This window comes from Micromonospora sp. NPDC005413 (assembly GCF_040606435.1).
Taxonomy (GTDB): domain Bacteria; phylum Actinomycetota; class Actinomycetes; order Mycobacteriales; family Micromonosporaceae; genus Micromonospora.
Map to the genome: position 1 here is coordinate 18,116 of NZ_JBEXEV010000015.1, position 23,341 is coordinate 41,456.

The window sequence follows — 23,341 nt, forward strand, 5'->3', positions numbered from 1 at the left end:
AGGGCCTCCCATGTCGTACCCCGAGATCCGGCCCCGCCGCCTGCGCCGCACCCCGGCGATCCGCCGGCTGGTGTCCGAGACCCGGGTCGACCCGGCCGAGTTGATCGTGCCGATGTTCGTCAAGGAGGGGCTGACCGAGCCCCGGGCCATCGCATCGCTCCCGGGGGTGCTCCAGCACTCCCGGGACTCGCTGCGCAAGGCGGCGGCCGAGGCGGTCCGGGCCGGCGTCGGCGGAATCATGCTCTTCGGCGTGCCGGAACGGCGGGACCCGACCGGCTCCGGCGGCATCGACCCGAACGGCATCCTCAACGTCGCCATCCGCGACGTGGTGGCCGAGGTGGGTGACGCCACGGTGGTGATGAGCGACCTGTGCCTGGACGAGTTCACCTCGCACGGGCACTGCGGGCTGCTCACCGCGGACGGCGAGGTCGACAACGACTCCACCCTGGCCGCGTACGCCGAGATGGCGGTGGCCCAGGCCGCCGCCGGGGTCGGCATGGTCGGGCCGTCCGGGATGATGGATGGCCAGGTCGGCGTGGTACGCAGGGCGCTCGACGCCGCCGGGTACCAGGACGTGGCAGTGCTGGCGTACGCCGCGAAGTACGCCTCCGCCTTCTACGGCCCGTTCCGTGACGCCGTGGAGTCGGCGCTGGAGGGCGACCGGCGCACCTACCAGCAGGACCCGGCCAACCTGCGCGAGTCGCTGCGCGAGGTGGCGCTCGACGTCGCCGAGGGCGCCGACCTGGTGATGGTCAAGCCGGCGCTGCCCTACCTCGACGTGGTGGCGGCGGTGCGGGCCGCGGTGGACGTCCCGGTCGCCGCCTACCAGGTCTCCGGCGAGTACGCGATGGTCGAGGCGGCCGCCGCGAACGGCTGGATCGATCGGGAGCGGGTGATGTTGGAGACGCTCACCTCGATCAAGCGGGCCGGCGCGCAGATCATCCTCACCTACTGGGCCGTCGAGGCCGCCGGGTTGCTCCGCCAGCGCTACTGACGGTCATCGCCGGCCGTCGCGCCTGGGCTCGTTTGTCCGTAGCCTGCGCTTCCTGAGCCGTGCCCTGCGCGCTCCTCGGCATGCCCGGGGTTTCTACGCTGCGTGCCTCAAGGGAGGCAGTCGGGTGCCCTTTCCCCCCTTTGCGGCGTGGGACACCCTTGGCCTCCGACCCCGCCAGTTATCCACAGGTTTTGCCACAGGGATTGAGCCGCGTGTCCGGGCCGAGGATCGTGGACGCATGGCTTCGGCGCTCGATCCTCCTCCCTCTGTGGGTCCCACCATCGGTCCGTTCCCCATCGCCGGTCTCGTTCGTCGGGCCCGGCGCATGAAGGGGTTGGGCCAGCGCCAGATGGCCCGGTTTGCCAAAGTCACACCCTCGACAGTGGGGCGGGTTGAGGCGGGTCATCCACCCGATGGCCGATCGGGAGGACATTCACGACGGCGCCGGCCGCCGCTACCCGTCACACCTCGACACCATCCTCGACCCGGAGCCGGGGGAGTGGTGGGGGGACGTCTACGGGCTGGCTCGGCCCCCGGAGACCTACCACCGCGACTCGGCAGATCGGGAGGCGCGACGCCGACGCAGCCAGTGGGAGGTGCGGGTAGCCCAGCACCGCCATCTGCCACCACCACCGATCAGCCACCACTACTACTGAGCCGGGCGGGGTGCGGCCGAGGGCGAAAGGCAGCGGCCCACCGTCCGGGAAAACCTGGACGGTGGGCCGCCGACACCGGTGGAGGGGGCCGAAGGGTCAGTCGTCGTTGGTGATGGTGCCGACTGCCAGCGGATCGGTCAGTCGCAACCCGGGCACGCCGGCCACCAGCAGCGTCAGCTTCTCGTCCGACTCCCGCTTCCGGTCACCCCGCACCGTCACCGGGAAGACGACCGACGTCTGCCCGGCGGCCAGCACCTTGCAGCCGGCGTACGGGTCGAAGTCCGAGCCAGCCTGCGCCGTGAGGCCGACGGTGGCGGCGCAGAGCAGTACCGGCTGGGACAGCGGCCGGGACACGGTGGCGGTGAAGGTGAGCTGCCGCGTGCCCTGGTTGCCCTCGACCACCGTCGTGTCGGCGACGGTCAGGGACGCCCGAGAACGAAACCGGGCCACCTGCGGATCGTGGTCGCTGGAACCCCGCGACCCGTCGCCGGTGAACTCCGCCGGCCAGTCGGCGTTGATGTGCGCCGCCCGCACCTGCACCAGGTCGCCGTAGAGCGCCTCGTTGACGAACAGGTGGTCGAGCGTCTGCGCCTGCCCCTCGAAGCTGTACGAGTAGGCGGCCGCAGGCACGTCCGCGACCAGGTTGTCCCACAGGTTGTGCAGACCCGCCTGGTAGAGCGGGGCCAACTGGTCCGACGGGGTGGGCTGGCTGCCGGTGGCGCTGAATTGCTGGTGCCCGAAGGGCAACGGGTCGTCCGGGCGGGGGAAGACGTTCAGGTCTCCGCCGTAGACCACCCGGGCGGACTGGTCGGCCGCCTCGATCGCGGTGACGATCGCCGCGCCGTACGCCGCCTGCTCCCGCCGCTGCCCGACCCGGCTGTCCGGGCCGGAGGAGTAGTGGTTGCTGAGCGCGTACAGGGTGAACCGCTCGGCCGAGCCGGGCGACGCGGCCACGCTGAACTTGCCCAGCTGGGGAGCGCGGGTGAAGACGTTGTTGCCGTCCTTGCCGGTCGACGTGTCCACGTCCGCCGGCAGCACCGCGTTGAGCGCCTTCGGGTTCTGCACGTCGGCGTTGGCCGGCAGCCCCGGAGCCCGGTACTGGACGGTCGGCGCCGAGCCGAGCAGCGGGTCCGTGGCCGTCGCCGCGGCCAGCGAGAGCCGGTCGGTGCGATACAGGAAGGCCGCGGTGATACCGCGGGCGTCCGCGCCGGTCCGGTCATAGGCAGCGGCGTACGCCGGCCCGCCGGCCGCCGCCACCGCGAGCGCCAACTCCTGGATGCTGTCCGGAGCGCCGTCGGCGTTGTCCGTGTCACCGCAGGCCAGTGCCGTTCCGGTGACCGTGCAGATGTCCTGGTCCTCGGCCTCCTGCACCAGGATCAGGTCCGGTGCGTGCAGGTCCTTGGCGATCTGGTCGGCGAGCGAGGTCAGGTGCTCGCGGTAGTCCGCCTCACTGGCCGGCACGTAGTCGAAGGGCGGGCTGACCCCGGTGCAGCCGGCGTTGCCGGCGAAGTCGCAGCCGTCGAACGGGTCGTCCCGGTAGTCGTACAGGTTCTCCACGTTGTAGGTGGCGACCGCCACCTCCTGCGACCGGTCGGCCGGCTTCGGCGGGTTGTTCTTCGACGGGTCGGCCCCGGCGTCGAACTCCGCCCGCTCGACCTGGACGCCGTACTTCTCGAACGAGTAGTAGACCGCACCCAGCGCGTCCGCGCGCAGCGTGTCGAAGGTGTGCGCCGGCGGGAGCAGCGCGGTGCTGTCCCCGGCGGTGGCCTTCACGCCCATGCTGCCGAGCAGCACCCGCTGGCCGTTACCGTCGTCGAAGCGGCGGGTCGGGTCGTTGTCCAGCGGGTGCGAATCACGGAAGACCCGCCGGGCGTACGGGTCGGCGCGGTCCAGCAGCGGGTCGTCCCGGTCGACCACCCACAGCTCGGCGTCGGCGGTGGAGGAGAAGACGTCCCGTCCGCTCACCGCGCCACTGCCCGCGCGTACCCGCAGCCGGCTGCCCTCGTGCCGCTCCCAGAAGCGCTGCGCGTCGGTCAACTCAACCGGCGGCACCGCGTCGGCCACCTCGACCGCGGTGTCCACGGCCAGGCCGGTGGCGATCCGGCGGACCAGCGAGGCGCCGGAGAGCTGAGTGAAGGTGAAGTATTCCGAGACCCGGGCCCGGAGGACGACCTCGTCGCCGACCGTGGGGACGTAGCCGCCGATCAGCGAGGTGAACGCGCCCATGAACACGAAGATGCCGTCGGAGCTGGTCGGGTCGCCGTCGGTGTCGCCGGTCCGGCTCTGCAGGAAGAAGCCGTGCTGCTCCGCCCCGGCCGAGGTGCGGGCCAGGGTCAACTGGGTGATCACGCCGCGTACGTCGTACAGCGTGCTGCTCGTGCCGTTGCCGCTCGCCGGTGCGAGCGGTGAGCGGTCACTCGGACCGGACTCGGCGTCGGTGGTCGGGCCCTGCACCTCACCGACGGTCAACTCCCGGGTCACCTGCACGACCAGCGCGCAGCTGGCGGTGCCGCCGCCCGCGTCGGTCGCGGTGATGGTGACGGTGTACGCCCCGGCGGAGAGGTCGGCGCTCGCGCCGACCGTGGCGCGGGCGGTGCCGCCCACGCCCTCGGCGGGGGTGAACGCGTCGCGGGTGATCGTGCCGGTGGCCGGAGTCGGGCTGACCGCGGTCACCGCCAGGTCGACGATCGTGTCATCGGGGTCGGTGGCGGTGACCTCCCGGGTCGCCGCCGTGCCCGCGGCGGTGACCAGCGGGCCGCCACAGGTCAGCGTGGCCGGCGCGTCGACGGGGCCGCCGTCGTCCACGGTGTGCGTGCCGAGCCCGTCGAAGGTGTCGACCGGGAAGCCGGCCCACTGCGCGGCCGGGTCGAACGCGTCCGACGGGTCGGTGTCGCCAGCGGCCACGGTCGGCAGTCGGCGCAGCGTGTTGTCCGCGGTGCTGGTGGCACCGGCACCCCACTCGGTGCCCGGATCGACGCCCACCTGCCCGATCGAGTCGAGCACGGTGGTGCCCCGGCGCAGCACGATCGCGTCGTCACCGTTGAACAGGCTCGCCCCGGTGGTCTGGTCGGCCTGGGCGAGAATGGCGGCCCCGGCCGAGGTGCTGGCGAACACGAACGCGTCACCCGCGGCCACCGTCCCGGTCAGCGCGATCGTGGTGGCCGTGGTGGAGCCGTTGAAGTAGAGCTGGAGCTGGTAGCCGCCGGCGGTGAGGTCGACGGGGGCGCCGGTGCCGTTGAACAGCTCGATGGCCTTGTTGTTCGACGAACCTTCGACGTACTCCGAGATGAACAGGTCGGTGGGCGCGGCGCTGGCCGCGGTGGGTGCGACGCCGAGCGCCGTGATGGTCACGGCGGCGGTGGCGGTCGCGAGCGCGGCGATTGTGCGGCGCGGGCGCATAGGGCCTCCACGATGGGTGGATGGGGTCAACGCACGTTAAGGTGCGCGACTGTCCACCGTCCATCCCCTAATGGACAGTTTCGTGAATTCCTCAGCGCGGCGGATCGAGGCGGTGCACCAGCTCGGCGACGTCGACGCTGTATTCGCACCAGTCCCGGTCGGGCCGGTAGCCCAGCTCCGCGTTGACCTTCAGCATCGCCTCGTTGGCCTGCGCGTTCCAGGTCTGCACCTCGATCAGCTCCGGCTCGGCCGAACGCAGCTCCAGCAGCATCCTGGCCTTGATCGCCCGGTCGATGCCGTAGCCCCGGTGGTCCTGCGCGACGATCGTGTCGTACTGGTCGGCGCGGGTCGGGTGCTGCGCCGGCACCACCACCTCGGTCAGGCCGGCCACCTCGCCGCTCTGCTCGTGCTGGGCGAGCACGATGTACGGTTTCATGCCCCGCCGGTGCAGGGTGTCGAGGCTGTCGCGCAGCCGCTCCGGGTCGTAGGAGCTGGGCCGCAGCTCACCATCGTCGACGTCGCGCACCTCGGCCTTGGCCCGCGCGTACGCCTCGATCAGGTCATCCGGTGGCCCGCCGGGGAAGAACTCCAGGTGGTAGCCCGCCCCGATGCCGGTGGCCATCTGGGCAAGCTCGGCCCAGTCGACCGAGGACAGGTCGAGCACACTGCGCGTCTCCACGTACTCCCGGGTGAAGCCGAGCGCCTCGTAGAAGGCCACCGCCGGCGTGTCGCCGACCACCTCGACCCCGATCGACCGGAAGCCCTCCTGGTAGACCCGGCGGGCGGCACGCAACACCAGGTCACGGCCGAGGCCGCTGCGCCGCACGGACGGGTGCACCAGCACCTCGAGCACGCCGATGTCGCCGAGGAGCAGCACGTGAACCTGGCCGAGCACCGCGCCCGGGTCGCCAGGGGCGGTCGGCTCGGCCTGAGCTATCCAGGAGATCCGCCGCTCGCCGGGCATCACCTCGGCGAGGTATTCCCGCAGCGAGGTCTCCCGCCACGGCGGGTCCTGCGGCAGATCGGCCGCCAGGACCGCGTTCAGCGTGGCCAGCAGCGACGCGATCTCGGCGGACGACGCGGTCCTGGGGTCCCACTCGCGCACCATCACCCGTCTAGCTTGCCGCTAACAGTTGCCCGGGGGAAGTGTCCAGTTCTCCAACGTATCTAAACGATCACTTCACGAGCGACTGGCCCGTCCGTACCGGTTCGCGGTGTCGTAGACCTCCTGGGCGTACCGTCGCACGTCGTTGTAGGACAGGATCGCGTTCCACCAGTCGCCCGGGATGCTCAGGTTGCGGCCGCCCTTGCAGAGGTAGTTGCCCGCCGCCAGGGCGGCGTCGTCCAGGTCGTGCGGGTCCTTGGCCCCGTCGTTGTCCGCGTCCGCGCCGATCTCCTGCCAGGTGGTCGGGATGAACTGCATCGGCCCGATCGCGCGGTCGAGGACCGGGTCCCCGTCGAGCAGCCCACGGTCGGTGTCGATGATCCGCATCCGGCCGTCCTTCCCGTCCAACGGCAGTCCGATGATCTTTGGCAGCGCCTTGCCGTCCTGCCCCAGCCGTGCGCCGTTGGCCGAGCCGTGTCCCGATTCGACCTGACCGATCGCGGCCAGCGTGGTCCAGCTCAACGCACAGCTGCGGTTGGTCTGGGCGAGCACCAGCTCGGCATAGCCGTACGCCTGCATGGCGACAGCGGGGACGCCGACCTTGGCGCCGACCTGCTGAGCCCAACCGGCCAGGGCGTCCGACGGCCGACCCCCGATCACTGGCCCGGTCGGAAACCCGTTGGTGGGTAGCCCGCCGCTGGGCAGCCCGCCGCCGGGCACCGGGCCGGTCGGGACGGGCCCGGTGGGCAGCGGGCCGGTGGGTAGGCCGGACGGCACCGCTGGCGGTGCGGCAGCGGTCGGCGCGGCGGAGGAGTCGGCCGCGACCGTGCGGGGTGCGCGGATCGTGGCCGGCACGAGCAGCGCCCCCGCCGCTGCGGTCGCGGCCACCATCGCCAGCAGGAAGACGCCGGGCAGAGTGAGCCGGCCACTCGGCCGGTGAGCCCAGGCGCGGGTCGCGCGGGCGGCGGAGGCTGCCGCCTGACGCGGCGGCAGCCGTACCGCGTGCGCGAACGGCATCCGCCGTCGCCGGGCGGGGTCGGCTGCCGACACGACGGCCAATTCGTCCACAGTGGTTTTCGTCAGATCCGCGGCGTCGGCCACGGTGACGGTCTTCGCATCGTCAACCGACGTGTCGCCGCTCGACCCGGTCGAAGGCTTCGGCGCGGCAAGGCCACTGGCGCTGGCGTCGGCCGTCGGGTCCTCGACCCGGGTGTCCTCGGCCTTCGAGTCCTCGACCTTGGTGTCGGCGATCTTGGTGTCGGCGGTCGGGGGCGACTCGGGCTCGGCCGGGGCGCTCGTGCCGGCGGCGGTAACGCTCGCGTCCGGATCGGACCCGGCGGGGGCGGTCGGGGTGGCCGTCGCCGCTGGTGTGGTCGGCTTGGTTCCGGACCGTCCGCTCAGCCAGGGTCGGCGAGGGCGGGGCACCGCGCGCACCGGGTCCGGCGCGGCCCCCGAGCCTTCGAGTGGCCCGTCCATCGGCGCGGCCGGTCGTAACGGTTGCACACGCGTGTCGTCCTCGCCGTCCACCACCCGTCGAGTATCACCCATACTCCGCAGGACGCCAGATCCACGTACTCTGGGTGCCATGCCCCGGTACGAGTTCCGCTGCCGCGCTTGCGGCGACACCTTCGAGGTCAACCGTTCGATGGCGGCGGCCGGTGAGCCGGCTACCTGCCCACAGGGACACGCCGACACGGTCAAGCTGCTCTCCGCGGTCGCGGTTACCGGGCGGGGTGGTGCCACCGGTGGTGCCCCGGCGTCCGCCGGTGGTGGGTGCTGCGGCGGCGCCTGCGGCTGCTGATCGGGCCAAATCGCCGCCGCCTGGTGGGCTTGCCTTGCCGGGAGCGGGTCCGAGTGGCACCTTGAGGCGGCACCTGCCCGGCCGTTCTCACGATGCGTGACCGCTCGGACTCAGGCAGCATGAATCCGACGTCACGGGCGGAGGTTCCACGCATGTCGCCACGGATCCAGCTCCCGAGCGGTTGGGTGACCTTCGTTTTCACCGATATCGAGGGCTCGACCCGGCTGGCCCAGCTACTCGGCCCGGACTACCGCCCGGTGCTCGCCGAGCACCGTCGGCTGCTGCGCCGGACACTGGCCAGCACGGGTGGCGCGGAGCTGCTGACCGAAGGCGACTCGTTCTTCCTGGCCTTCGAGGACGCTGCGGCGGCGCTGACCGCGTGCCTGACCGCCCAGCGAGCGTTGTCCAGCCACGACTGGCCCACCACCGAAGCCGCGCCCCGGGTACGGATGGGCCTGCACACCGGCTACGCCGAGCCACGCGACGGCGAGTACATCAGCCCCGAGGTGCACCGGGCCGCCCGGGTGGCCGCCGCCGCGCACGGCGGACAGGTGCTCTGTTCGGCGTCCACCGCACGTCGGGCCGAGCCGCTGCCGCCCGGTGCGACCCTGCTCGACATGGGCCTGCACCGGTTGCGAGGCTTCGACGACCGGGAACGACTGTTCCAACTGGTCGCGCCGGGCCTGGAGCGGCAGTTCCCCCGACCCCGTACCGCCGACGCGGTGGCGCACAACCTGCCGACCCAGGTGACCTCGTTCGTCGGTCGGCAGACCGAGCGCGTCGAGCTGGGCCTGTTGGTGAAACAGCACCGCCTCGTCACGGTGCTGGGCGCGGGCGGCGCGGGCAAGACCCGGCTCGCGGTGGAGTTGGCCAGCGGGGTGGTCGAGGCGTACCCGGACGGGGTCTGGTTCGTCGACATCGCCGCGGTGACCGACCCGGGGCTGGTGGCGTTCGCGATCGCCGCGGTGCTCGGCCTGCGACCCGAGCCGGGCCGGCCGATGCTGGACACCCTGGTCGAGTACGCGGCAGGTCGCCGCATGCTGGTCGTGCTGGACACCTGCGACACCCAACCGGCCGCCTGCGCGGAGGTGATCGCGCGGTTGCTGTCCGGCGGGAGCGGCGTGCGGGTCATCGCGACCAGTCGTGAGTCGTTCAGCCTGCCCGGCGAGGTGGTCTGGCGGATCCCGCCGCTCTCGGTCGACCCGCAGGCGGACGGCGCGGAGAGCGACGCGGTGGCGTTGCTGCTGGACCGTACGGCGGCGGCGCGCGGCGGCCGGCAACCGGACCCGGCCGAGTCGGCCGATCTGCGCCGGGTGGTGCAGCGGCTGGACGGCTTGCCGCTCGCCATCGAGCTGGCCGCCGCCCGGCTGCGGGTGCTCTCGGTCGGCCAGCTCGCCGAGCGACTGGACGATGTGCTCGGCACACTGGACGCAGGCCGGGAGGACCCGGAGCCGCCGCCGGTGGAGCGGGGTTGGTCCGGCAACCAGCAGGACACCGTGGACCTGGTCGCCGCGGCGGCCGGGTCGTCGCCGCCCACCCCGGCGAGCAGGGCGGTGCAGCGCTCGGCCACCGAGCGGCACCTGACCATGCAGGCCACCGTCACCTGGTCGTACCGGACGCTGGGGCCACGGGCCGCCCGCCTGCTGCGGTGGCTGGCGGTCTTCGCAGGGCCGGTGGACCTGGCGACGGTGGAGTGGCTGCTGGGCGACGACCCGCTGGATCCGCTCTCGGTGCTGGTGGACAAGTCGATGGTGTTGGCCGAGCCGCGTGCTGCCGGCAGCACCTACCGGATGCTTGACCCCATCCGGGCGTACGCGGCGCGGCGGCTGGTCGAGGCGGGCGAGGAGCAGGCCGCCCGGAACCGGCACGTGGCCTGGTCGGCGCATGCACTGGACCGGGCGCACCTGGGTCAGGACGGCCGACCGGTGACGCTGTCGCTGTATGCCCTCGACCCACTGGCCGGGGAGCTGCGCGCGGCGCTGCGGTGGTGCGCCACCGGGGGCAGCGCCCGCGCCGGTCTCGGCCTGGCTGGTGGCCTGGACCAGTGGTGGCTTGAGCGGGGCCTGGCCCGGGAGGGGCGGCTGTGGCTGTTCCGGTTGTACGGGCGGATCGCTGAGACGGGCGAGCGGATCCCCGAGGCGGAACTGGCGGCGGCTTACCACATGCATTCCCTGCACGCAGGCGCGGACGGCGAGTTCGCCGAGGAGTTGCGCTACTCCCAGCGGGCGGAGGCGGCCGCCCGGCAGGCCGGTGATGCCGGGCTGCTGGCCCGGGTGCTCGCCGGCCGGGCCGCGCCGTTGGTGGACATGGGCCAGTTCGTCGAGGCCGAGCGGGTGTGCCGGGAGGTCATCGACTGGGCGCACGGGCAGGACGTGGTCGGCGAAGCGCTGTTCGCGGTGTTCAGCCTGGCCGAGCTGCTCTGGCGGCGCGGCGCCCTGGAGGAGGCGGCGGACCTGCTGGGGGCGGTCCGTCCGGTGGAGGCGGCCCGGCCGGTGGAGCGGGGCCGGCGTTCGGTGGACATGCTGCTCGGGATGGTCGCGCTGGCCCGGGGCGACGTGATCGCCGCACACGAGCACCTGCTGGTGGCGCTACGTTCCCGGATGGGCCACGGCTACCACGGTCGGGCGTGCGACACGTTGAACGCGGTCGCGGTCCGCTGCGCGATCGGCGGGGCCAGATTGACCGCCGCCCGCCTGTTCGGGGCGGCGCAGGCCACCCGGGCGAGCATGCGAGCGACGCCGGGCATCTTCGGCGGCTACTGGGCCGACCAGCAGGTGGAGTTGCGTGCGGCGCTGGGCGACGCGGCCTTCGACGACGCGTACGGCGAGGGTGCCGAGTTGGGGCTGGACGAGGCTGCGGCGCTGGCACTGGACGTGGAACATCCGGACCTGGCGGCGGATTCGACCCGCTTCAGCACCGGCCTGTCCCAGCCAACCCCCCGCCGCCCCGCCGACCCAGAACACCACCCAGCCACCAGAACCGAACGCGCCTAACCCACCCCCACCCCACCCCACCCCACCCCACCCCACCCCACCCCACCCCCACCCCACCCCCCGGACATGTTGATCAAGAGGTTTGCGTCAGGAAACGGTCTTCCGGTGACCGAAACCTCTTGATCAACGGGGCGTGGGGTGGGGTGGGTGGGGGGTTGGGGTTGGGGTTTAGGCGCGGGCGGCGGCTGCGGCTTCGGCCTTGGCCTTCATTTGGGCGGCGCGGTCGATGTCGGCCTGCTGCACGGCCGCTACGGAACCGAAGATGCTGACGGCCTGGTAGTAGGTCCAGGCCAGGCTGTAGCAGGCCGGCCGGACGACCGCGTTGTACGTGGTGCAGACGCGCTTCAGGTCCTCGTAGAAGGCGCTGTCCAGTCGGGACTTGTTGGCGGAGAACTGGCCGACCGCCTTGTAGTTGCGGTAGCCGAAGTCGTGCCGGTAGCAGCCCAGGTTGAAGGTGAACCCGAGCGGGTTGTCGGGGCTCGACGAGCAGTAGTCGGTGGACCAGTTGAAGTTGTACTCGGCCCAGGGTGCCCGGTTGACCCGGGCGTTGTTCCAGGAGTTGTAGCTGGACGCGCTGGTCTGGGTCCAGCTGGAGAGCACCGACAGTCGCTGTGCGGGGGTGACCGCGGCGGCGGGGGAGGCGATGGCGAGGGTGGCGAGCAGCGCGAGCGCGCCCGAGGCGATCAGGGTGGCGAGACGTCGGGGCACGGGTTACCTCCGCGGGGGTGAGCGGGTGGGACGAAGTTACCGGCGGGTTACCGGATGTCGATGAGTCTCGATCAGCTGATCAACTAGGCGGTATGCGCATCGCCAACTATTGATGACATACGTTGAAACACACGAATGCCCCGGACGCGCGGGGCGCCCGGGGCATTCGGTGAAGGTGGACGGGTCAGCGCAGGACGAAGGCCGGCGGGCTCGTCGGGCTCTCGTTGGCCAACCGGTCCAGTGCGGTGAGCTGGTAGGTGTAGCGCCGGCCGGGCTCGGCTGACGTGTCCACCCACGACTGGGAGCCGCCGGAGGTGGCCCGGACGGTGCCGACCAGGTGCGCGGCGTCCGCGGTGCCGCACCGACCGGGCAGCGTGGTGCCATCGAACCGGTAGATCGCGTACGAGGTGGCAGTGCCCAGCGGCCCGACGCCGTCAGCCGGCTGGCGCCAGGTCAGCCGTACTCCGTCGGTCTGCCGGGTCGCCTTGGTGACCACCGGGAAGAGCAGTGGGCGGGCCGGCAGGTGCGACATCGCCGGCACGAGCGCCGGACGGGAGTAGTGCTCGGCGGCGTAGATGTCGGTGGCGCCGAGCCGGTTGGCCCGCACCTGGACGGCGGAGAAGTGCACGTTGCCCTGCACCTCCGGGTACGCCCGATTGAGCGTCAGGTGGTCGGACAGCTCGCTCGGGTTCTGCCAGAACTGCCCGTACGCCGGATCGCCGCTCTTGTAGTCGGCCTGGCCGATGTAGAGCTGGACGCGGGTGCCACGCACCGTCTCGGCCCACCACGGGACCAGCCGTGCGTAGTCGGCCGCCGGGTACTGGCCGATGTACCAGTAGAGCTGCGGAACCACGTAGTCGATCCACTCCTCCTTGACCCACTTGCGGGTGTCGGCGGAGATGATGTCGTACGACTGGCTGCCGGTGGTGTCCGAGCCCAGCGGGTCGACGGACTTGTTCCGCCAGATGCCGAACGGGCTGACCCCGAACTTCACCCACGGCTTGACCGCCTTGATTTTGCCGTTCATCTCCTGGACCAGCAGGTTGATGTTGTCCCGCCGCCAGTCCGCCCGGTCGGTGAAGCCCCGGTTGTGGGCCGCGAAGGTGGCGTCGTCGGGCACCTGGTGGCTGCCGCTGGGGTAGGGGTAGAAGTAGTCGTCGAAGTGCACGCCATCGATGTCGTACCTGCTGACCGCGTCCATCATCGCGGTCTGCACGAACTCGCGGACCTCCGGGATGCCGGGGTTGTAGTAGAGCCGGCTGCCGGCCACGCCGGCCGGTGGGTAGGCGAAGGTCCAGTCCGGATGCTGCCGGGCCGGGTGGCCAGGGGCGAGCAGGTTGAGGTCGGCGCCGGCACCGCCGGGCGCCGGCATGGAGACGCGGTACGGGTTGAACCAGGCGTGGAACTCCAGGTTGCGTCGGTGTGCCTCCTCGACCAGGAAGGCAAGCGGATCCCAGCCTGGGTCCTGGCCGCGTACGCCGGTCAGGTATTCCGACCAGGGCTCGTACGGCGAGGGCCAGAGGGCGTCCGCGGTCGGCCGGACCTGCACCACGACGGCGTTGTGGTTCAGCCGCTGAGCGAGGTCGAGCAGGCCCCGGTATTCGGCCTGCTGGGCGGCGACCCGATCCGGGCTGGTCTGGGACGCCTTGCTGGGCCAGTCGATGTTGACCACCGACGAGATCCACATGGCCCGGAACTGTCGCTTCGGGGTGGCCGGGTCGGTGGTGCAGGTGGCGGTGGTGGTGCCGGCCGCGCTGGGCGCGGCGCTCGCGGGGGTGATGGTGACGAGCGTGCCGAGCAGGACTGCGACCAGCCCGGCGGCTCCGAGTCGTGTGGCCTTCATGCGGTGTGTCCCTTCGTTGGGGCTACCGGTGTTCAGCACGGCACTGCCGGCAAGATTCGTCGCTGACTGTCGGCCGTAGGTAGAAAATTTTCACACTCGGGTCACTGCCGCAAGGGTTCGCGCCCGATCGATGCGATTGACCACTACCGCCGCTGGGTAGCAACGCCGGCTACCGGCCGCCACGCGGGTGGTCGCACGGTGGAAGGGGTGACCGCGTGTCCGTGCTGCGAACCAAACCGATCAAGGACGTGATAGCCCAGAGCGAGGCGGACGGCACCGACGGCGGGCTGGGGCTGAAGAGACGGCTCGGCGCGGTCGACCTCACCGGCTTCGGCATCGGCATCGTGATCGGCACCGGCATCTTCACCCTCACCGGGATCGAGGCCCGGGACAGCGCCGGACCGGGCGTGGTGATCTCCTTCGCCATCGCCGGCGTGGTGGCCCTGCTCGCCGCGCTCTGCTACGCCGAGTTGGCCTCCAGCGTGCCGACCGCCGGCAGCGCCTACACCTACGCGTACGCCTCGATGGGCGAGATCGTCGCCTGGATCATCGGCTGGGACCTGCTGCTGGAGTTCGCGCTCGGCGCGGCCGTGGTGGCTCGCGGCTGGTCCGGCTACCTGGCCGAGCTGCTCGACCTGCCGACCCGCTGGTTCGGTGAGGAGGGCAGCACCGTCAACGTCGGTGCCATCGCCATCGTGCTGATCCTCGGCGTTGTGGCGATCGTCGGCATCCGGGAGTCCGCCCGGATCACCAACCTGCTGGTGCTGGTCAAGGTGGCCATCTGCGTCTTCGTGGTGGTCGCCGGGCTGTTCTTCGTCAAGGCCGCCAACCTCACCCCGTTCATCCCGCCGGCCGAGCCCGCGGGCAGCGGCGACGACGGCATCAAGCAACCGGTCACGCAGGCGCTCTTCGGGCTGGAACCGTCGGTCTTCGGCTTCGTCGGGGTGCTCAGCGCCGCCGCCGTGGTCTTCTTCGCGTACACCGGGTTCGAGGCGGTGGCGAACCTGGGCGAGGAGACGCGTAAGCCCAAGCGGGACCTCACCCTGGGTCTGCTCGGCACGCTGCTCATCTCCACCGTGCTCTACGTCGGCGTCTCGCTGGTGCTGGTCGGGATGGTGCCGTACGGCGAGATCGACCGGGGCGCCCCGATCGCGTCGGCCTTCGAGGCGGTCGGCGCCGGCTGGGCGGCCGTGCTCGTCTCCATCGCCGCGGTCGCCGGTCTGACCAGCGTCATCCTGGTCGACCTCGTGGCGATGGGCCGGATCGGCTTCGCCATCGCCCGGGACGGGTTGATCCCTCCCTCGATCGCGAAGGTGCACCCGCGCTGGGGCACCCCGTACCGGATCTCGGCGATCATGACGGTGGCGGTCGCGCTGCTGGCCGGCTTCCTGCCGCTGTCCGCGCTGGCCGACCTGGTCAGCATCGGCGCGCTCTGCGCGTTCGTGCTGGTCTCGATGGCGGTGCCGATCCTGCGCCGCAAGCGCCCGGACCTGGAGCGGCCGTTCCGGGTGCCGTTCTCGCCGGTGCTGCCGATCATCTCCGCGCTGGCCTGCTTCTACCTGATGCTCAACCTCTCGGTGGAGACCTGGCTGCGGTTCCTGGCCTGGATGCTGCTCGGCGCGCTCATCTACTTCGGCTACGGCTACCGCCGCAACCGGCTGGCCCGGCACGAGCCCGCCGTCGCCCCGGCACCCCGCGAGCCCGCCACCGAAAGCTAAACCCACCGCACCGCCCCGCACCGCCCCGCCCCTCGCGCCCGCCGCGCCCGCCCTCGCCCCTTACGTCGTTGATCTAGGGCAGATCGTCGTGATCGGAGATCCACTAGCGACGATATGCCCTAGATCGACGCGGCGGGGCGCGGGGCGGCGGGGCGGGGGGCGGCGGGGCGGGGCGGGGTGTGGGTTAGGGGCGGGGTTGGGGCTTGCCCGTTGGGCCCTTGACCACCGGCTTGCCGTCGAGCCACGTCACCTCGTCGAGCCAGACCTGCCGGCCCGGGTCCGTGCTGCCCTCCTGGCCGGGCGGCCAGGCGTGGTAGAGCAGCCAGGTCCGGCCGTCCTTGACCACCATCGAGGCGTGGCCGGGGCCCGAGGCGGCGTCGGTGCTCTTCAGGATCGGGTTCTCGGCGGCCTTCACACACGGGCCGGTCGGGCTCTCGCAGATCGCGTAGCCCTCGGCGTACTCCGCCCGGTCGTAGGCGTTGGCGGCGAAGAAGAGGAGCAGCCGACCGTCCTGGCGGTGGAAGAACGGCCCCTCGATCAGCGTGCCCTCCCACGGCTCGGTCTGCTTGAGCAGCTTCGTCGGCTCGCCCACGAGGGTCAGGCCGTCCTCGGAGAGGCGCTGCGACCAGAGCCAGGTGTCCACCCCGATCGCGTTGCCGTCGTTCTTCCACAGCAGCCAGAGGCTGCCGTCGGTGTCCCGGAACGGGCTGGCGTCGATCGCCCCGCCCAGGTCGGCCTGGCAGATCAGCGGGCCGGCCGCGTCGTCCCGGTACGGCCCCTGTGGCGCACTGGCCACCGCCCGGCCGACGCACTGCCGCCCGGATTCCCGCCCGGCGACCGTGTAGTAGAGCAGGAAGCGGTCCGGTGCCACCTGGATCGCCTCCGGCGCCCAGGTCTTGCCGGCGTCCGCCCAGTCCGGCAGCGCCGGCAGGGCGTCCCCGGCCTCGGCCCAGTCGACCAGGTCCGTCGACGTGAGCACCGGGACGTTGCGGCCGCCCGAGTTGGTGTGGAACAGGTACCAGGTGTCACCCACCTGGATCGTCTGGGGATCAGGGGCGTCGGTGCGTACGACCGGGTTGGTGAACATGCTGGAGTCGCTCCCGCTGCTCGTGGGGGTGGGTTCGCTGCCGTCGGTGCAGCCCGCGACGAGCAACGCGGCGGCGATGATCGCCGCCGCGCCGCGTCGCCGGGTGGTGGTGCGCGTCATCCCTTCAGACCGCTGCGGGAGACACCCTGGATGATGTGCCGCTGGGCGATCACGAAGAGGATCAGCACCGGCACGCTGGCCAGCACCGCCCCCGCCATGATCACCGGGTAGTCGGTGACGTACGAGCCCTGGAGCAGGCCCAGGCCCGGCGGCAGGGTGAGCTTCTCCGGGCTGAACAGCACGAAGATCGGCCAGAGGAAGTCGTTCCAGTTGGTGAGGAACGACAGCACGGCCAGGGTGGCCAGCGCCGGCTTGGACAGCGGCAGCACCACCCGGAAGAAGATCTGCCACTGGTTGGCGCCGTCCAGCGTGGCGGCCTCCTCCAGCTCGTTGGGGAGCGAGAGGAAGAACTGCCGCAGGAAGAACACCCCGAACGCGCTGGCCGCGCCGGGCACCACCACCACGGCGAGGGTGTCGATCCAGTTGAGCTGGTCGACGATCAGGAAGTTCGGGATGATCAGCGAGGTCGGCGGGATGAACAGCGTCCCGACGATCAGCGCGAAGCTCACCCCGCGTCCCCGGAACTTCAGCCGGGCCAGCGCGTACGCGGCCATCGAGGCGGTCACCAGCACCAGCAGCGAGTGCAGCGTGGCAGCCAGCATGCTGTTGAGAAACCAGCGCAGCACCGGGTTGGCCGTGTTGTTGAGGACCTGCTCGTAGCCGTAGCCCGCAATCGGGTTCGGCAGCCAGCTCGGCGGCATCTGCTGGGCGGCGGTGTAGGTCTTCAGCGAGGTGATGACCATCCACACCAGCGGGATCAGGAAGATCAGGGCCAGCGCTACCAGGGTGGCGTAGAGCACGACCCGGCTCGCGGCCGCGGAACCGCGGGAAGTCCGCGTGGGCGTCGTCATGGCGGTCCCCTCAGTCTTCCTTGTAGCGGAAGAGGCGGAAGTTGGCGATGCTCACGACGGCCAGCATCAGGGCGAACACGATGCTCATCGCGGCGGCCTTGCCGGCGTTGTTGTTACGCAGCCCCGTCTCGACGATGAACCACACCACCGTGCGGGTCTCCGTGCCGGGCGTTCCCTGGGTGATCAGGAACGACTGGCCGAACATGTTCGCCGAGGCGAGCACGGTCGTGGTGATCACGAAGAGCAGCACCGGGCGCAGCCCGGGCAGGGTGACGTTGCGGAACCGCTGCCAGGCGTTGGCGCCATCCATCCGGGCCGCCTCGTACAGCTCCGACGAGATGTCCTGCAGGCCGGCCAGGTAGATCACCGCGTTGAAGCCGGACGTCCACCAGACGGTCACCCCGACCAGCGAGATCCACGCCCACGGCATGTTGGTCACCCACGGGGTGTCCGCCGGCAGACCGACCGCCCCGAGGAGCCGGTTGACCAGGCCAAGGTTGGCGTCCAACAGGAACCGCCAGAGCAGGCCGATCACCGCGACGCCCAGCACGTACGGCGCGAAATAGATCGCGCGGAAGAAGGTCCGGCCAGGGAAGGAGCGGTTCAGCAACAGCGCCAACCCGAGGGGTACGACCACCAGCAGCGGCACCGACAGGACCGTGAAGATCGCGGTGGCCCGGATGCTCTCCCACCAGTCGCCGTAGACGGCGGACTCGCTGGAGAAGAGCTCCTTGTAGTTGTCCAACCCGACGAACGGCCGATTGGGCAGCTGGAAGTCCCACTGGTGCACGCTGAGCCACAGGCCCACGATGATCGGCAGGAGGCCGAACACCCCGAACAGGATCAGGTAGGGGGCGAGGAACAGATACGGCGTCGCCCGTCCGGTCCGGCCCGCCGAGGCACCCCTGCGGGGAGCCTTGGCCGCCGAGGGCGGCGCGTCATCGCGCGCCGCCCCGACCTCGATCACGTCCGCCACGGGTTATCAGCTCCCGTACTTCTTGCGGTTGTCCTCAAGCTGCTTGTTGGCCTTCGCCACACCGTCGTCGAGCGCCTGCTTGGGCGACTTCTTGCCCAGCGCGGCCTCGTTGAAGGAGTTGTAGAAGGTCGTCATGACCTCGCCGAGACCCGGCGCCGCCGGCGGGAAGGCCGCGTACTCCAACTCGGGGGCGAGCGACGAGATCTCCGGCAGCGCCTTGAACTCGGCGCCCTCGCGGACCGCCTTGCGGGCCGGGATCTGGCCGCCCTTCGCCCAGTCCAGCGAGTGCACGCTGAGCCAGTTGATGAAGACCTTCGCGCCGGAGACCTTGTTGGCGTCGTTGGCCCGCTGCTTCACGATGGTGAAGTTGTGCGAGTTGGCCCACGCCGCCGGCTTGCTACCGATCTGGGGCAGCGGGGCGACGCCCCACTGCACCTCGGGGCTCTTCTTCAGATCGTTGATCTGCCAGATGCCGTTCCAGGTGAAGGCGTTCTTGCCGCTCTTGAACGCCAGGTAGTCGGCGTCCTGACCGACGTTGGCCGGCGAGAAGCCCTGCTTGACCATGTCGACCAGCCAGGTGCACGCCTCGACCGCCGGGTCGGAGTTGAACGTGGCCTTGGCCACCTCGGCGTCGAAGAGGGTGGCGCCCCACTGGTTCAGCAGCGAGTAGAAGGTCATACCGCCGGTGAACTGGAAGGGGCTGACCCAGAAGCCCTGCACACCGGCCTTCTTCAGCTCGGTCAGCGCGGCGGTGTACTCCTCCCTGGTCGCCGGTGGCTTGTTCGGGTCCAGGCCGGCCTTCTGCATGACGGCCTTGTTGTAGTAGAAGCCCAGCGGGTGCATGTCCAGCGGGATGCCGTACCGCTTGTTGTTGTAGAGCCCGCCCTTCCACACCGTGGGGGCGAAGTCGCCCTCGGCGAGCTCCAGGTTCTTGGCCACGTCATCCAGCTCGGTGATCACACCGCGGGCGGCGAAGGTGGCGAGCTGGTCCATGTGCATGACCGCGATGTCCGGGCCGTTGCCGCTGGAGGCCGCACCGGGGAGCTTGTTGTAGTAGTCCTCCCACTGGTACGTGGCCACCGACACGGCGATGTTCTTGTGCTCGGTGTTGAACTGGTTCACCAGCGCCTTGAAGATGTCGCCGTCGCCGCCGGTGAAGCCGTTCCACAGCTTCAGGTCCACCTTGGGGCCGGTGTACTCCTTACCGCCGTTGCCGGCGGCCGGCCCGGAGGTGCTGTCATCGCCGCCGCCGCAACCGGCGAGGGTCAGCGAGGCCGCGGCACCGACTCCGAGACCGAGGCCGAGCAGGCGCCGCCGGCTCATGTCGTTCTGGATCATGCTGTATCTCCTTGCAGGGGGACGGAATGAATTGTGCCTGGTCAAACCCGGTGCGAATTCAGGCGCTGAGCGGGCCGAAGCGCAGCACGCTCCAGGACACGGCGGGCAGGCGCACGGTGCACCGGCCGCCGTCGGGGGTGGGGGTGGGCATTTCCCGCGGCGTCACCCGGTCGGGCTCGGCCTCGGTGTTCGTCGCCGACGGATCAGATCCGGCAGCGAGGCTCAGGAAGGACAGACCGGACAGCCCTGGCAGGCCGCGCAGGTCGAGGTCCAACGCGAGGTCCGTGGAGTCGCGGTTGACCGCGAAGACGGTCAGCTCGCCGGTCTGCTCATCGTGTACGGCGACCGTGTCGAGCACCGGCACGTCCCCGTACTTCTTCGTGTCGTAGCGCGGCGACACCGGGTCGGTGCGCAGCACGGTGCCGCGGGCGTACCGGGCGGTCAGCGCGAACGGGTGGAAGATGCTCTGCCGCCAGGCCGGGCCGCCGTTGCGGGTGCGGATCGGCGCGATCACGTTGGCCAGCTGGGCCTGGGCGGCCACCCCGACCCGGTCCGCGTGGCGCAGCAGGGTGATCAGCAGGTCGCCGACGACCACCGCGTCGACCGCGGTGAAGTCGTCCTCGATCAGCGCCGGAGCCTCGACCCAACCGCGCCGGTCCAGGTCGGCCTGGAGGCGGGACTCGTACCAGACGTTCCACTCGTCGAAGGAGATCTTCAGCTTGCGCTTGTGCCGCTGCTTGGCGGCGACATGGTCGGCGGTCGCGACGACCTCGGTGATGAAGTTGTCCATGTCCACGGCTGAGGCCAGGATGCTGGCCTGGTCGCCGTCGGACGGGTCGTAGTAGGTGTGCGCCGAGATGTAGTCGACGTGCTCGTAGGTGTGCTCCAGCACGGTCGCCTCCCACGAAGCGAACGTGGGCATCCGCCGGTTGGAGCTGCCGCAGGCGATCAGGCTGATCGAGGGGTCGATCATCTTCATCGCGCGGGCGGCCTCGGCGGCGAGGCGGCCGTACTCGTCGGCGGTCTTGTGGCCGACCTGCCACGGGCCGTCCATCTCGTTGCCCAGGCACCACAGCCGCACCCCGTACGGGTCCTCCGCGCCGTGCTTGCGCCGCAGGTCCGAGAGCTCGGTGCCGCCCGGGTGGTTGGCGTACTCCAGCAGGTCCAGTGCCTCCTGGACGCCGCGCGTGCCGAGGTTGACCGCCATCATCGGCTCGACGTCGGCCTCGGCGGCCCAGGTCATGAACTCGTCCAGCCCGAACGCGTTGGTCTCGATCGTCTTCCAGGCCAGGTCGAGCCGGCGCGGCCGGTCGCCGACCGGGCCGACGCCGTCCTCCCAGCGGTAGCCGGAGACGAAGTTGCCGCCCGGGTAGCGGACCACCGAGACACCCAGCTCACGGGTCAGATCCAGCACGTCGCGGCGCAGGCCGCGGGAGTCGGCGCTGGGGTGGCCGGGCTCGTAGATGCCGCCGTAGACGCACCGCCCCATGTGCTCGACGAAGGAGCCGAAGAGGCGTCGGTCGGCCGGGCCGATGGAGAAGGCCGGGTCGATCGTCAGCTGCGCGGTCCGCAAGGGTGCCACCTTTCCTCAGTGCCGATGCCGGGTGAGCGCAGTCACCGTTCACCCGGTGTCCACGTTTCTACAACGTTGTAGGCAACGTTGTAAAGGGTTGCTGACGAGGTATGGTGCGCTCAGTTACATCGGGGAGGTTGCGGAGTGCGACAAAGGCTCAAGGACGTGGCTGAACGGGCCGGCGTGTCGGTCAAGACCGTCTCCAACGTCGTGAACGGCTACGTGCACGTTCGGCCGGACACCCGGGCGCGGGTCGAGGAAGCGATCGCCGAGCTCAACTACCGGCCCAACCTCTCCGCCCGCCACCTGCGCAAGGGTCGCACCGGCGTGATCGCGCTGGCTGTGCCGGAACTGGACATTCCGTACTTCGCCGAGCTGGCCCGCTACGTGGTCATCGCCGCCGCCGAGTACGGCTGGACGGTGTTGATCGACCAGACCGGCGGTCGGCGCGAGCAGGAACGGGTGGTCGCGTCCGGCATCACCGACCACCTGATCGACGGGCTCATCTTCAGCCCGTTGGCGCTCACCGCGGAGGACCTCGCCGGCCTGGACGGCACCCCCATGGTGCTACTCGGCGAGCGGGTCGAACACGGCCCCGCCGACCGCGTGGTGATCGACAACGTGACAGCGGCCCGGGAGATCACCAGCCACCTGATCCAGCTCGGCCGTCGGCGGATCGCAGCCATCGGCTCGCAGCGCACCGACGAGGGTGCCAGCGCCCGACTGCGCCTGGCCGGCTACACCGACGCGCTGCGCGCCGCCGGGCTCGACTACGACGAGGCCCTGGTGGCGCCCGCGCCGGCCTGGCATCGCGCCGACGGCGCGGCCGCCATGCGGGACCTGCTCACCTCCGGGGTACGCCCCGACGCCGTCTTCTGCTTCAACGACACGCTCGCCCTGGGTGCCCTACGCGCTCTGCACGAGGCCGGCCTGCGGGTGCCCGAGGACGTGGCGGTGGTCGGCTTCGACGACATCGAGGACGGGCGCTTCTCCATCCCCACCCTGAGCACTGTCGCCCCGGACAAGGAGCAGATCGCCCGCCTGGCCGTCGAGCTCCTCGCCAACCGCCTGGACGGCGACCGCACCGCCCCCGCCAAAGCGCTCTCCGCCCCCTACCGCCTAGAACTACGAGAATCAACCCAAACCCCCTAACCCCCTAACCCCCCTCGGGCCCCCGGGTCACCCGCCCTCCGCCCCTTCTGCCCCGGTGATCAAGAGGTTTGCGTCACGAGGAGTGCGATTTCTGACGCAAACCTCTTGATCACCGGGCCAGGCCGGGCCGGGTGAGGTGGGGTGGGTGGGGTGGGTGGGGTGGGGTGGGTGGGGTGGTGGGGTTAGTCGAAGAAGCGGGCTAGGTGGGACTGGGGTGCCGGGTCCACGTCGGGGGGTAGGGGGGTTAGGTCGGCGAAGATCGAGGCACCGTCGCAGCTGGCGTGCAGCGGGTACCACCGCGGGGTGCCCGGTGGCCGGCCCTGGCAGATCCCCTTGAACGTCTGCACGTCCATCAGCCGGACATGGGTCGGGTCGGCCACCGCGTTCACGTGCCCCCACCACGGGCTCATCACGTGCAGTACGCCACCCGGACGGAGCACCCGGTGGCACTCGTCCACCAGCGGCAGGAAGTCGATCAGGTGCTCCAGGATGTGCACCGCGAAGAGGACGTCCACCGAGTTGTTGGCGAGCGGCAGCGAACCGGACAGGTCCGCGACCGCACTCACCCCCGGCGCCGGGTAGATGTCCAGCCCCAGATTGCTCGACCACTGCTTGGTCGGCCCGCAACCGAGGTCCACGACCACCGGCGCCCGCCCGTCGATGCCAACCCGGCACCAGACGCCGTAGACGCCGGCCATCCGCCCCACCAGCTCCCGTACCAGCCGCAACTGGGCGGGTTCGGCGACGTCCCCGCTCAGATGGGCCACTCCCCGGTCGAACCGCACCTCGATCGCCAGGTCCCGCAGCCGGTCATCGTGCCGGACCTGCTCTGACCATGCGTCAGCGAGGAAATCGTCGATCGCCCGCAGCCGGTCGGCCGAGGGCGGAGTCTGTGCCAAAGCGACCATTCGGGCCACCTCCCGCCGCGCGATACCCGCAATCGCGCCCGGTATGCCCCGCCTCGTTGACCTCGTCGGTCGATCGGCGTGGCCGTTGATGGGCGTGTCGCAGCAGCCGCAGGGTGCAC

Annotated in this window: 17 protein-coding genes; 6 read left to right on the top strand and 11 right to left on the bottom strand. The window is 71.0% G+C overall.

Annotated elements, in window-relative coordinates; all coding sequences use genetic code 11:
* Positions 1-10 precede the first annotated feature (10 nt).
* Together hemB and ABZS37_RS17795 are read left to right on the top strand one after the other, a co-directional pair.
* A complete protein-coding gene (gene hemB / locus ABZS37_RS17790) occupies positions 11-994 on the top strand; it encodes a porphobilinogen synthase (RefSeq protein WP_354996804.1) in 984 nt (327 codons plus the stop codon).
* A gap of 413 nt (positions 995-1,407) precedes the next feature.
* Positions 1,408-1,650, top strand: coding sequence for a hypothetical protein (locus tag ABZS37_RS17795; protein WP_355170168.1), 243 nt, complete (start codon positions 1,408-1,410; stop codon positions 1,648-1,650).
* Between the two features lie 96 nt (positions 1,651-1,746).
* Here the strand turns inward: ABZS37_RS17795 and ABZS37_RS17800 are convergent, their stop codons facing one another.
* The 3 genes from ABZS37_RS17800 to ABZS37_RS17810 form a co-directional block, all read right to left on the bottom strand.
* The gene (locus tag ABZS37_RS17800; protein WP_355170170.1) at positions 1,747-5,049 is read right to left on the bottom strand and encodes a lamin tail domain-containing protein; all 3,303 of its coding nucleotides are present in this window, start codon (positions 5,047-5,049) and stop codon (positions 1,747-1,749) included.
* 91 nt (positions 5,050-5,140) lie between these two features.
* Complete coding sequence (locus ABZS37_RS17805; protein ID WP_355170314.1) at positions 5,141-6,157, bottom strand: GNAT family N-acetyltransferase; 1,017 nt, start codon at positions 6,155-6,157, stop codon at positions 5,141-5,143.
* A 72-nt stretch (positions 6,158-6,229) separates the two neighbouring features.
* Positions 6,230-7,702, bottom strand: a complete 1,473-nt coding sequence (locus ABZS37_RS17810; RefSeq protein WP_355170172.1) for a lytic transglycosylase domain-containing protein — start codon at positions 7,700-7,702, stop codon at positions 6,230-6,232.
* Positions 7,703-7,739: 37 nt separating this feature from the next.
* Here ABZS37_RS17810 and ABZS37_RS17815 point away from each other — a divergent pair, with 37 nt between their 5' ends.
* Complete coding sequence (locus ABZS37_RS17815) at positions 7,740-7,955, top strand: zinc ribbon domain-containing protein (RefSeq protein WP_355170174.1); 216 nt, start codon at positions 7,740-7,742, stop codon at positions 7,953-7,955.
* 152 nt (positions 7,956-8,107) lie between these two features.
* A complete protein-coding gene (locus tag ABZS37_RS17820) occupies positions 8,108-10,948 on the top strand; it encodes an adenylate/guanylate cyclase domain-containing protein (RefSeq protein ID WP_355170176.1) in 2,841 nt (946 codons plus the stop codon).
* A gap of 168 nt (positions 10,949-11,116) precedes the next feature.
* Here ABZS37_RS17820 and ABZS37_RS17825 read toward each other — a convergent pair whose 3' ends face one another.
* Together ABZS37_RS17825 and ABZS37_RS17830 are read right to left on the bottom strand one after the other, a co-directional pair.
* Positions 11,117-11,656: a phospholipase gene (locus ABZS37_RS17825; protein ID WP_355170178.1), complete on the bottom strand. Its 540-nt coding sequence runs from the start codon at positions 11,654-11,656 to the stop codon at positions 11,117-11,119.
* Positions 11,657-11,840: 184 nt separating this feature from the next.
* Positions 11,841-13,499, bottom strand: coding sequence for a family 10 glycosylhydrolase (locus ABZS37_RS17830; protein ID WP_355170180.1), 1,659 nt, complete (start codon positions 13,497-13,499; stop codon positions 11,841-11,843).
* Positions 13,500-13,714: 215 nt separating this feature from the next.
* Between ABZS37_RS17830 and ABZS37_RS17835 the strand changes: the two genes are divergently transcribed.
* A complete protein-coding gene (locus ABZS37_RS17835; RefSeq protein WP_355170182.1) occupies positions 13,715-15,217 on the top strand; it encodes an amino acid permease in 1,503 nt (500 codons plus the stop codon).
* Between the two features lie 184 nt (positions 15,218-15,401).
* Here the strand turns inward: ABZS37_RS17835 and ABZS37_RS17840 are convergent, their stop codons facing one another.
* From ABZS37_RS17840 to ABZS37_RS17860, 5 genes are read right to left on the bottom strand one after another with little or no spacing between them, the layout of a single operon-like run.
* Positions 15,402-16,424 carry a glycoside hydrolase family 43 protein gene (locus tag ABZS37_RS17840; RefSeq protein ID WP_355170184.1) on the bottom strand — a complete coding sequence of 341 codons (1,023 nt, stop codon included), beginning with the start codon at positions 16,422-16,424 and terminating at the stop codon, positions 15,402-15,404.
* The gene (locus ABZS37_RS17845; RefSeq protein WP_355170186.1) at positions 16,421-17,275 is read right to left on the bottom strand and encodes a carbohydrate ABC transporter permease; all 855 of its coding nucleotides are present in this window, start codon (positions 17,273-17,275) and stop codon (positions 16,421-16,423) included. Before ABZS37_RS17845 ends, ABZS37_RS17840 begins: the two co-directional genes overlap by 4 nt.
* Before the next feature lie 10 nt (positions 17,276-17,285).
* A complete protein-coding gene (locus ABZS37_RS17850) occupies positions 17,286-18,251 on the bottom strand; it encodes a sugar ABC transporter permease (RefSeq protein ID WP_355170188.1) in 966 nt (321 codons plus the stop codon).
* A 6-nt stretch (positions 18,252-18,257) separates the two neighbouring features.
* Positions 18,258-19,589 (bottom strand): ABC transporter substrate-binding protein, encoded by a 1,332-nt coding sequence (locus ABZS37_RS17855; protein ID WP_355170190.1) that lies wholly within the window; start codon positions 19,587-19,589, stop codon positions 18,258-18,260.
* Positions 19,590-19,647: 58 nt separating this feature from the next.
* Positions 19,648-21,162 carry an alpha-N-arabinofuranosidase gene (locus tag ABZS37_RS17860; RefSeq protein WP_355170192.1) on the bottom strand — a complete coding sequence of 505 codons (1,515 nt, stop codon included), beginning with the start codon at positions 21,160-21,162 and terminating at the stop codon, positions 19,648-19,650.
* 144 nt (positions 21,163-21,306) lie between these two features.
* Here ABZS37_RS17860 and ABZS37_RS17865 point away from each other — a divergent pair, with 144 nt between their 5' ends.
* The gene (locus ABZS37_RS17865) at positions 21,307-22,314 is read left to right on the top strand and encodes a LacI family DNA-binding transcriptional regulator (protein WP_355170194.1); all 1,008 of its coding nucleotides are present in this window, start codon (positions 21,307-21,309) and stop codon (positions 22,312-22,314) included.
* A 182-nt stretch (positions 22,315-22,496) separates the two neighbouring features.
* Here the strand turns inward: ABZS37_RS17865 and ABZS37_RS17870 are convergent, their stop codons facing one another.
* Positions 22,497-23,222 carry a methyltransferase domain-containing protein gene (locus ABZS37_RS17870; RefSeq protein ID WP_355170196.1) on the bottom strand — a complete coding sequence of 242 codons (726 nt, stop codon included), beginning with the start codon at positions 23,220-23,222 and terminating at the stop codon, positions 22,497-22,499.
* Positions 23,223-23,341 lie beyond the last annotated feature (119 nt).

What these genes read in the sequence shown, in the direction of transcription:
- ABZS37_RS17805 (WP_355170314.1), bottom strand. Translation starts at nt 6,157, where the DNA reads ATGGTGCGCGAGTGGGACCCCAGGACCGCGTCGTCCGCCGAGATCGCG.
- ABZS37_RS17840 (WP_355170184.1), bottom strand. Translation starts at nt 16,424, where the DNA reads ATGACGCGCACCACCACCCGGCGACGCGGCGCGGCGGCGATCATCGCC.
- ABZS37_RS17855 (WP_355170190.1), bottom strand. Translation starts at nt 19,589, where the DNA reads ATGATCCAGAACGACATGAGCCGGCGGCGCCTGCTCGGCCTCGGTCTC.
- hemB (WP_354996804.1), top strand. Translation starts at nt 11, where the DNA reads ATGTCGTACCCCGAGATCCGGCCCCGCCGCCTGCGCCGCACCCCGGCG.
- ABZS37_RS17800 (WP_355170170.1), bottom strand. Translation starts at nt 5,049, where the DNA reads ATGCGCCCGCGCCGCACAATCGCCGCGCTCGCGACCGCCACCGCCGCC.
- ABZS37_RS17795 (WP_355170168.1), top strand. Translation starts at nt 1,408, where the DNA reads ATGGCCGATCGGGAGGACATTCACGACGGCGCCGGCCGCCGCTACCCG.
- ABZS37_RS17845 (WP_355170186.1), bottom strand. Translation starts at nt 17,275, where the DNA reads ATGACGACGCCCACGCGGACTTCCCGCGGTTCCGCGGCCGCGAGCCGG.
- ABZS37_RS17830 (WP_355170180.1), bottom strand. Translation starts at nt 13,499, where the DNA reads ATGAAGGCCACACGACTCGGAGCCGCCGGGCTGGTCGCAGTCCTGCTC.
- ABZS37_RS17870 (WP_355170196.1), bottom strand. Translation starts at nt 23,222, where the DNA reads ATGGTCGCTTTGGCACAGACTCCGCCCTCGGCCGACCGGCTGCGGGCG.
- ABZS37_RS17820 (WP_355170176.1), top strand. Translation starts at nt 8,108, where the DNA reads ATGTCGCCACGGATCCAGCTCCCGAGCGGTTGGGTGACCTTCGTTTTC.
- ABZS37_RS17810 (WP_355170172.1), bottom strand. Translation starts at nt 7,702, where the DNA reads ATGGGTGATACTCGACGGGTGGTGGACGGCGAGGACGACACGCGTGTG.
- ABZS37_RS17815 (WP_355170174.1), top strand. Translation starts at nt 7,740, where the DNA reads ATGCCCCGGTACGAGTTCCGCTGCCGCGCTTGCGGCGACACCTTCGAG.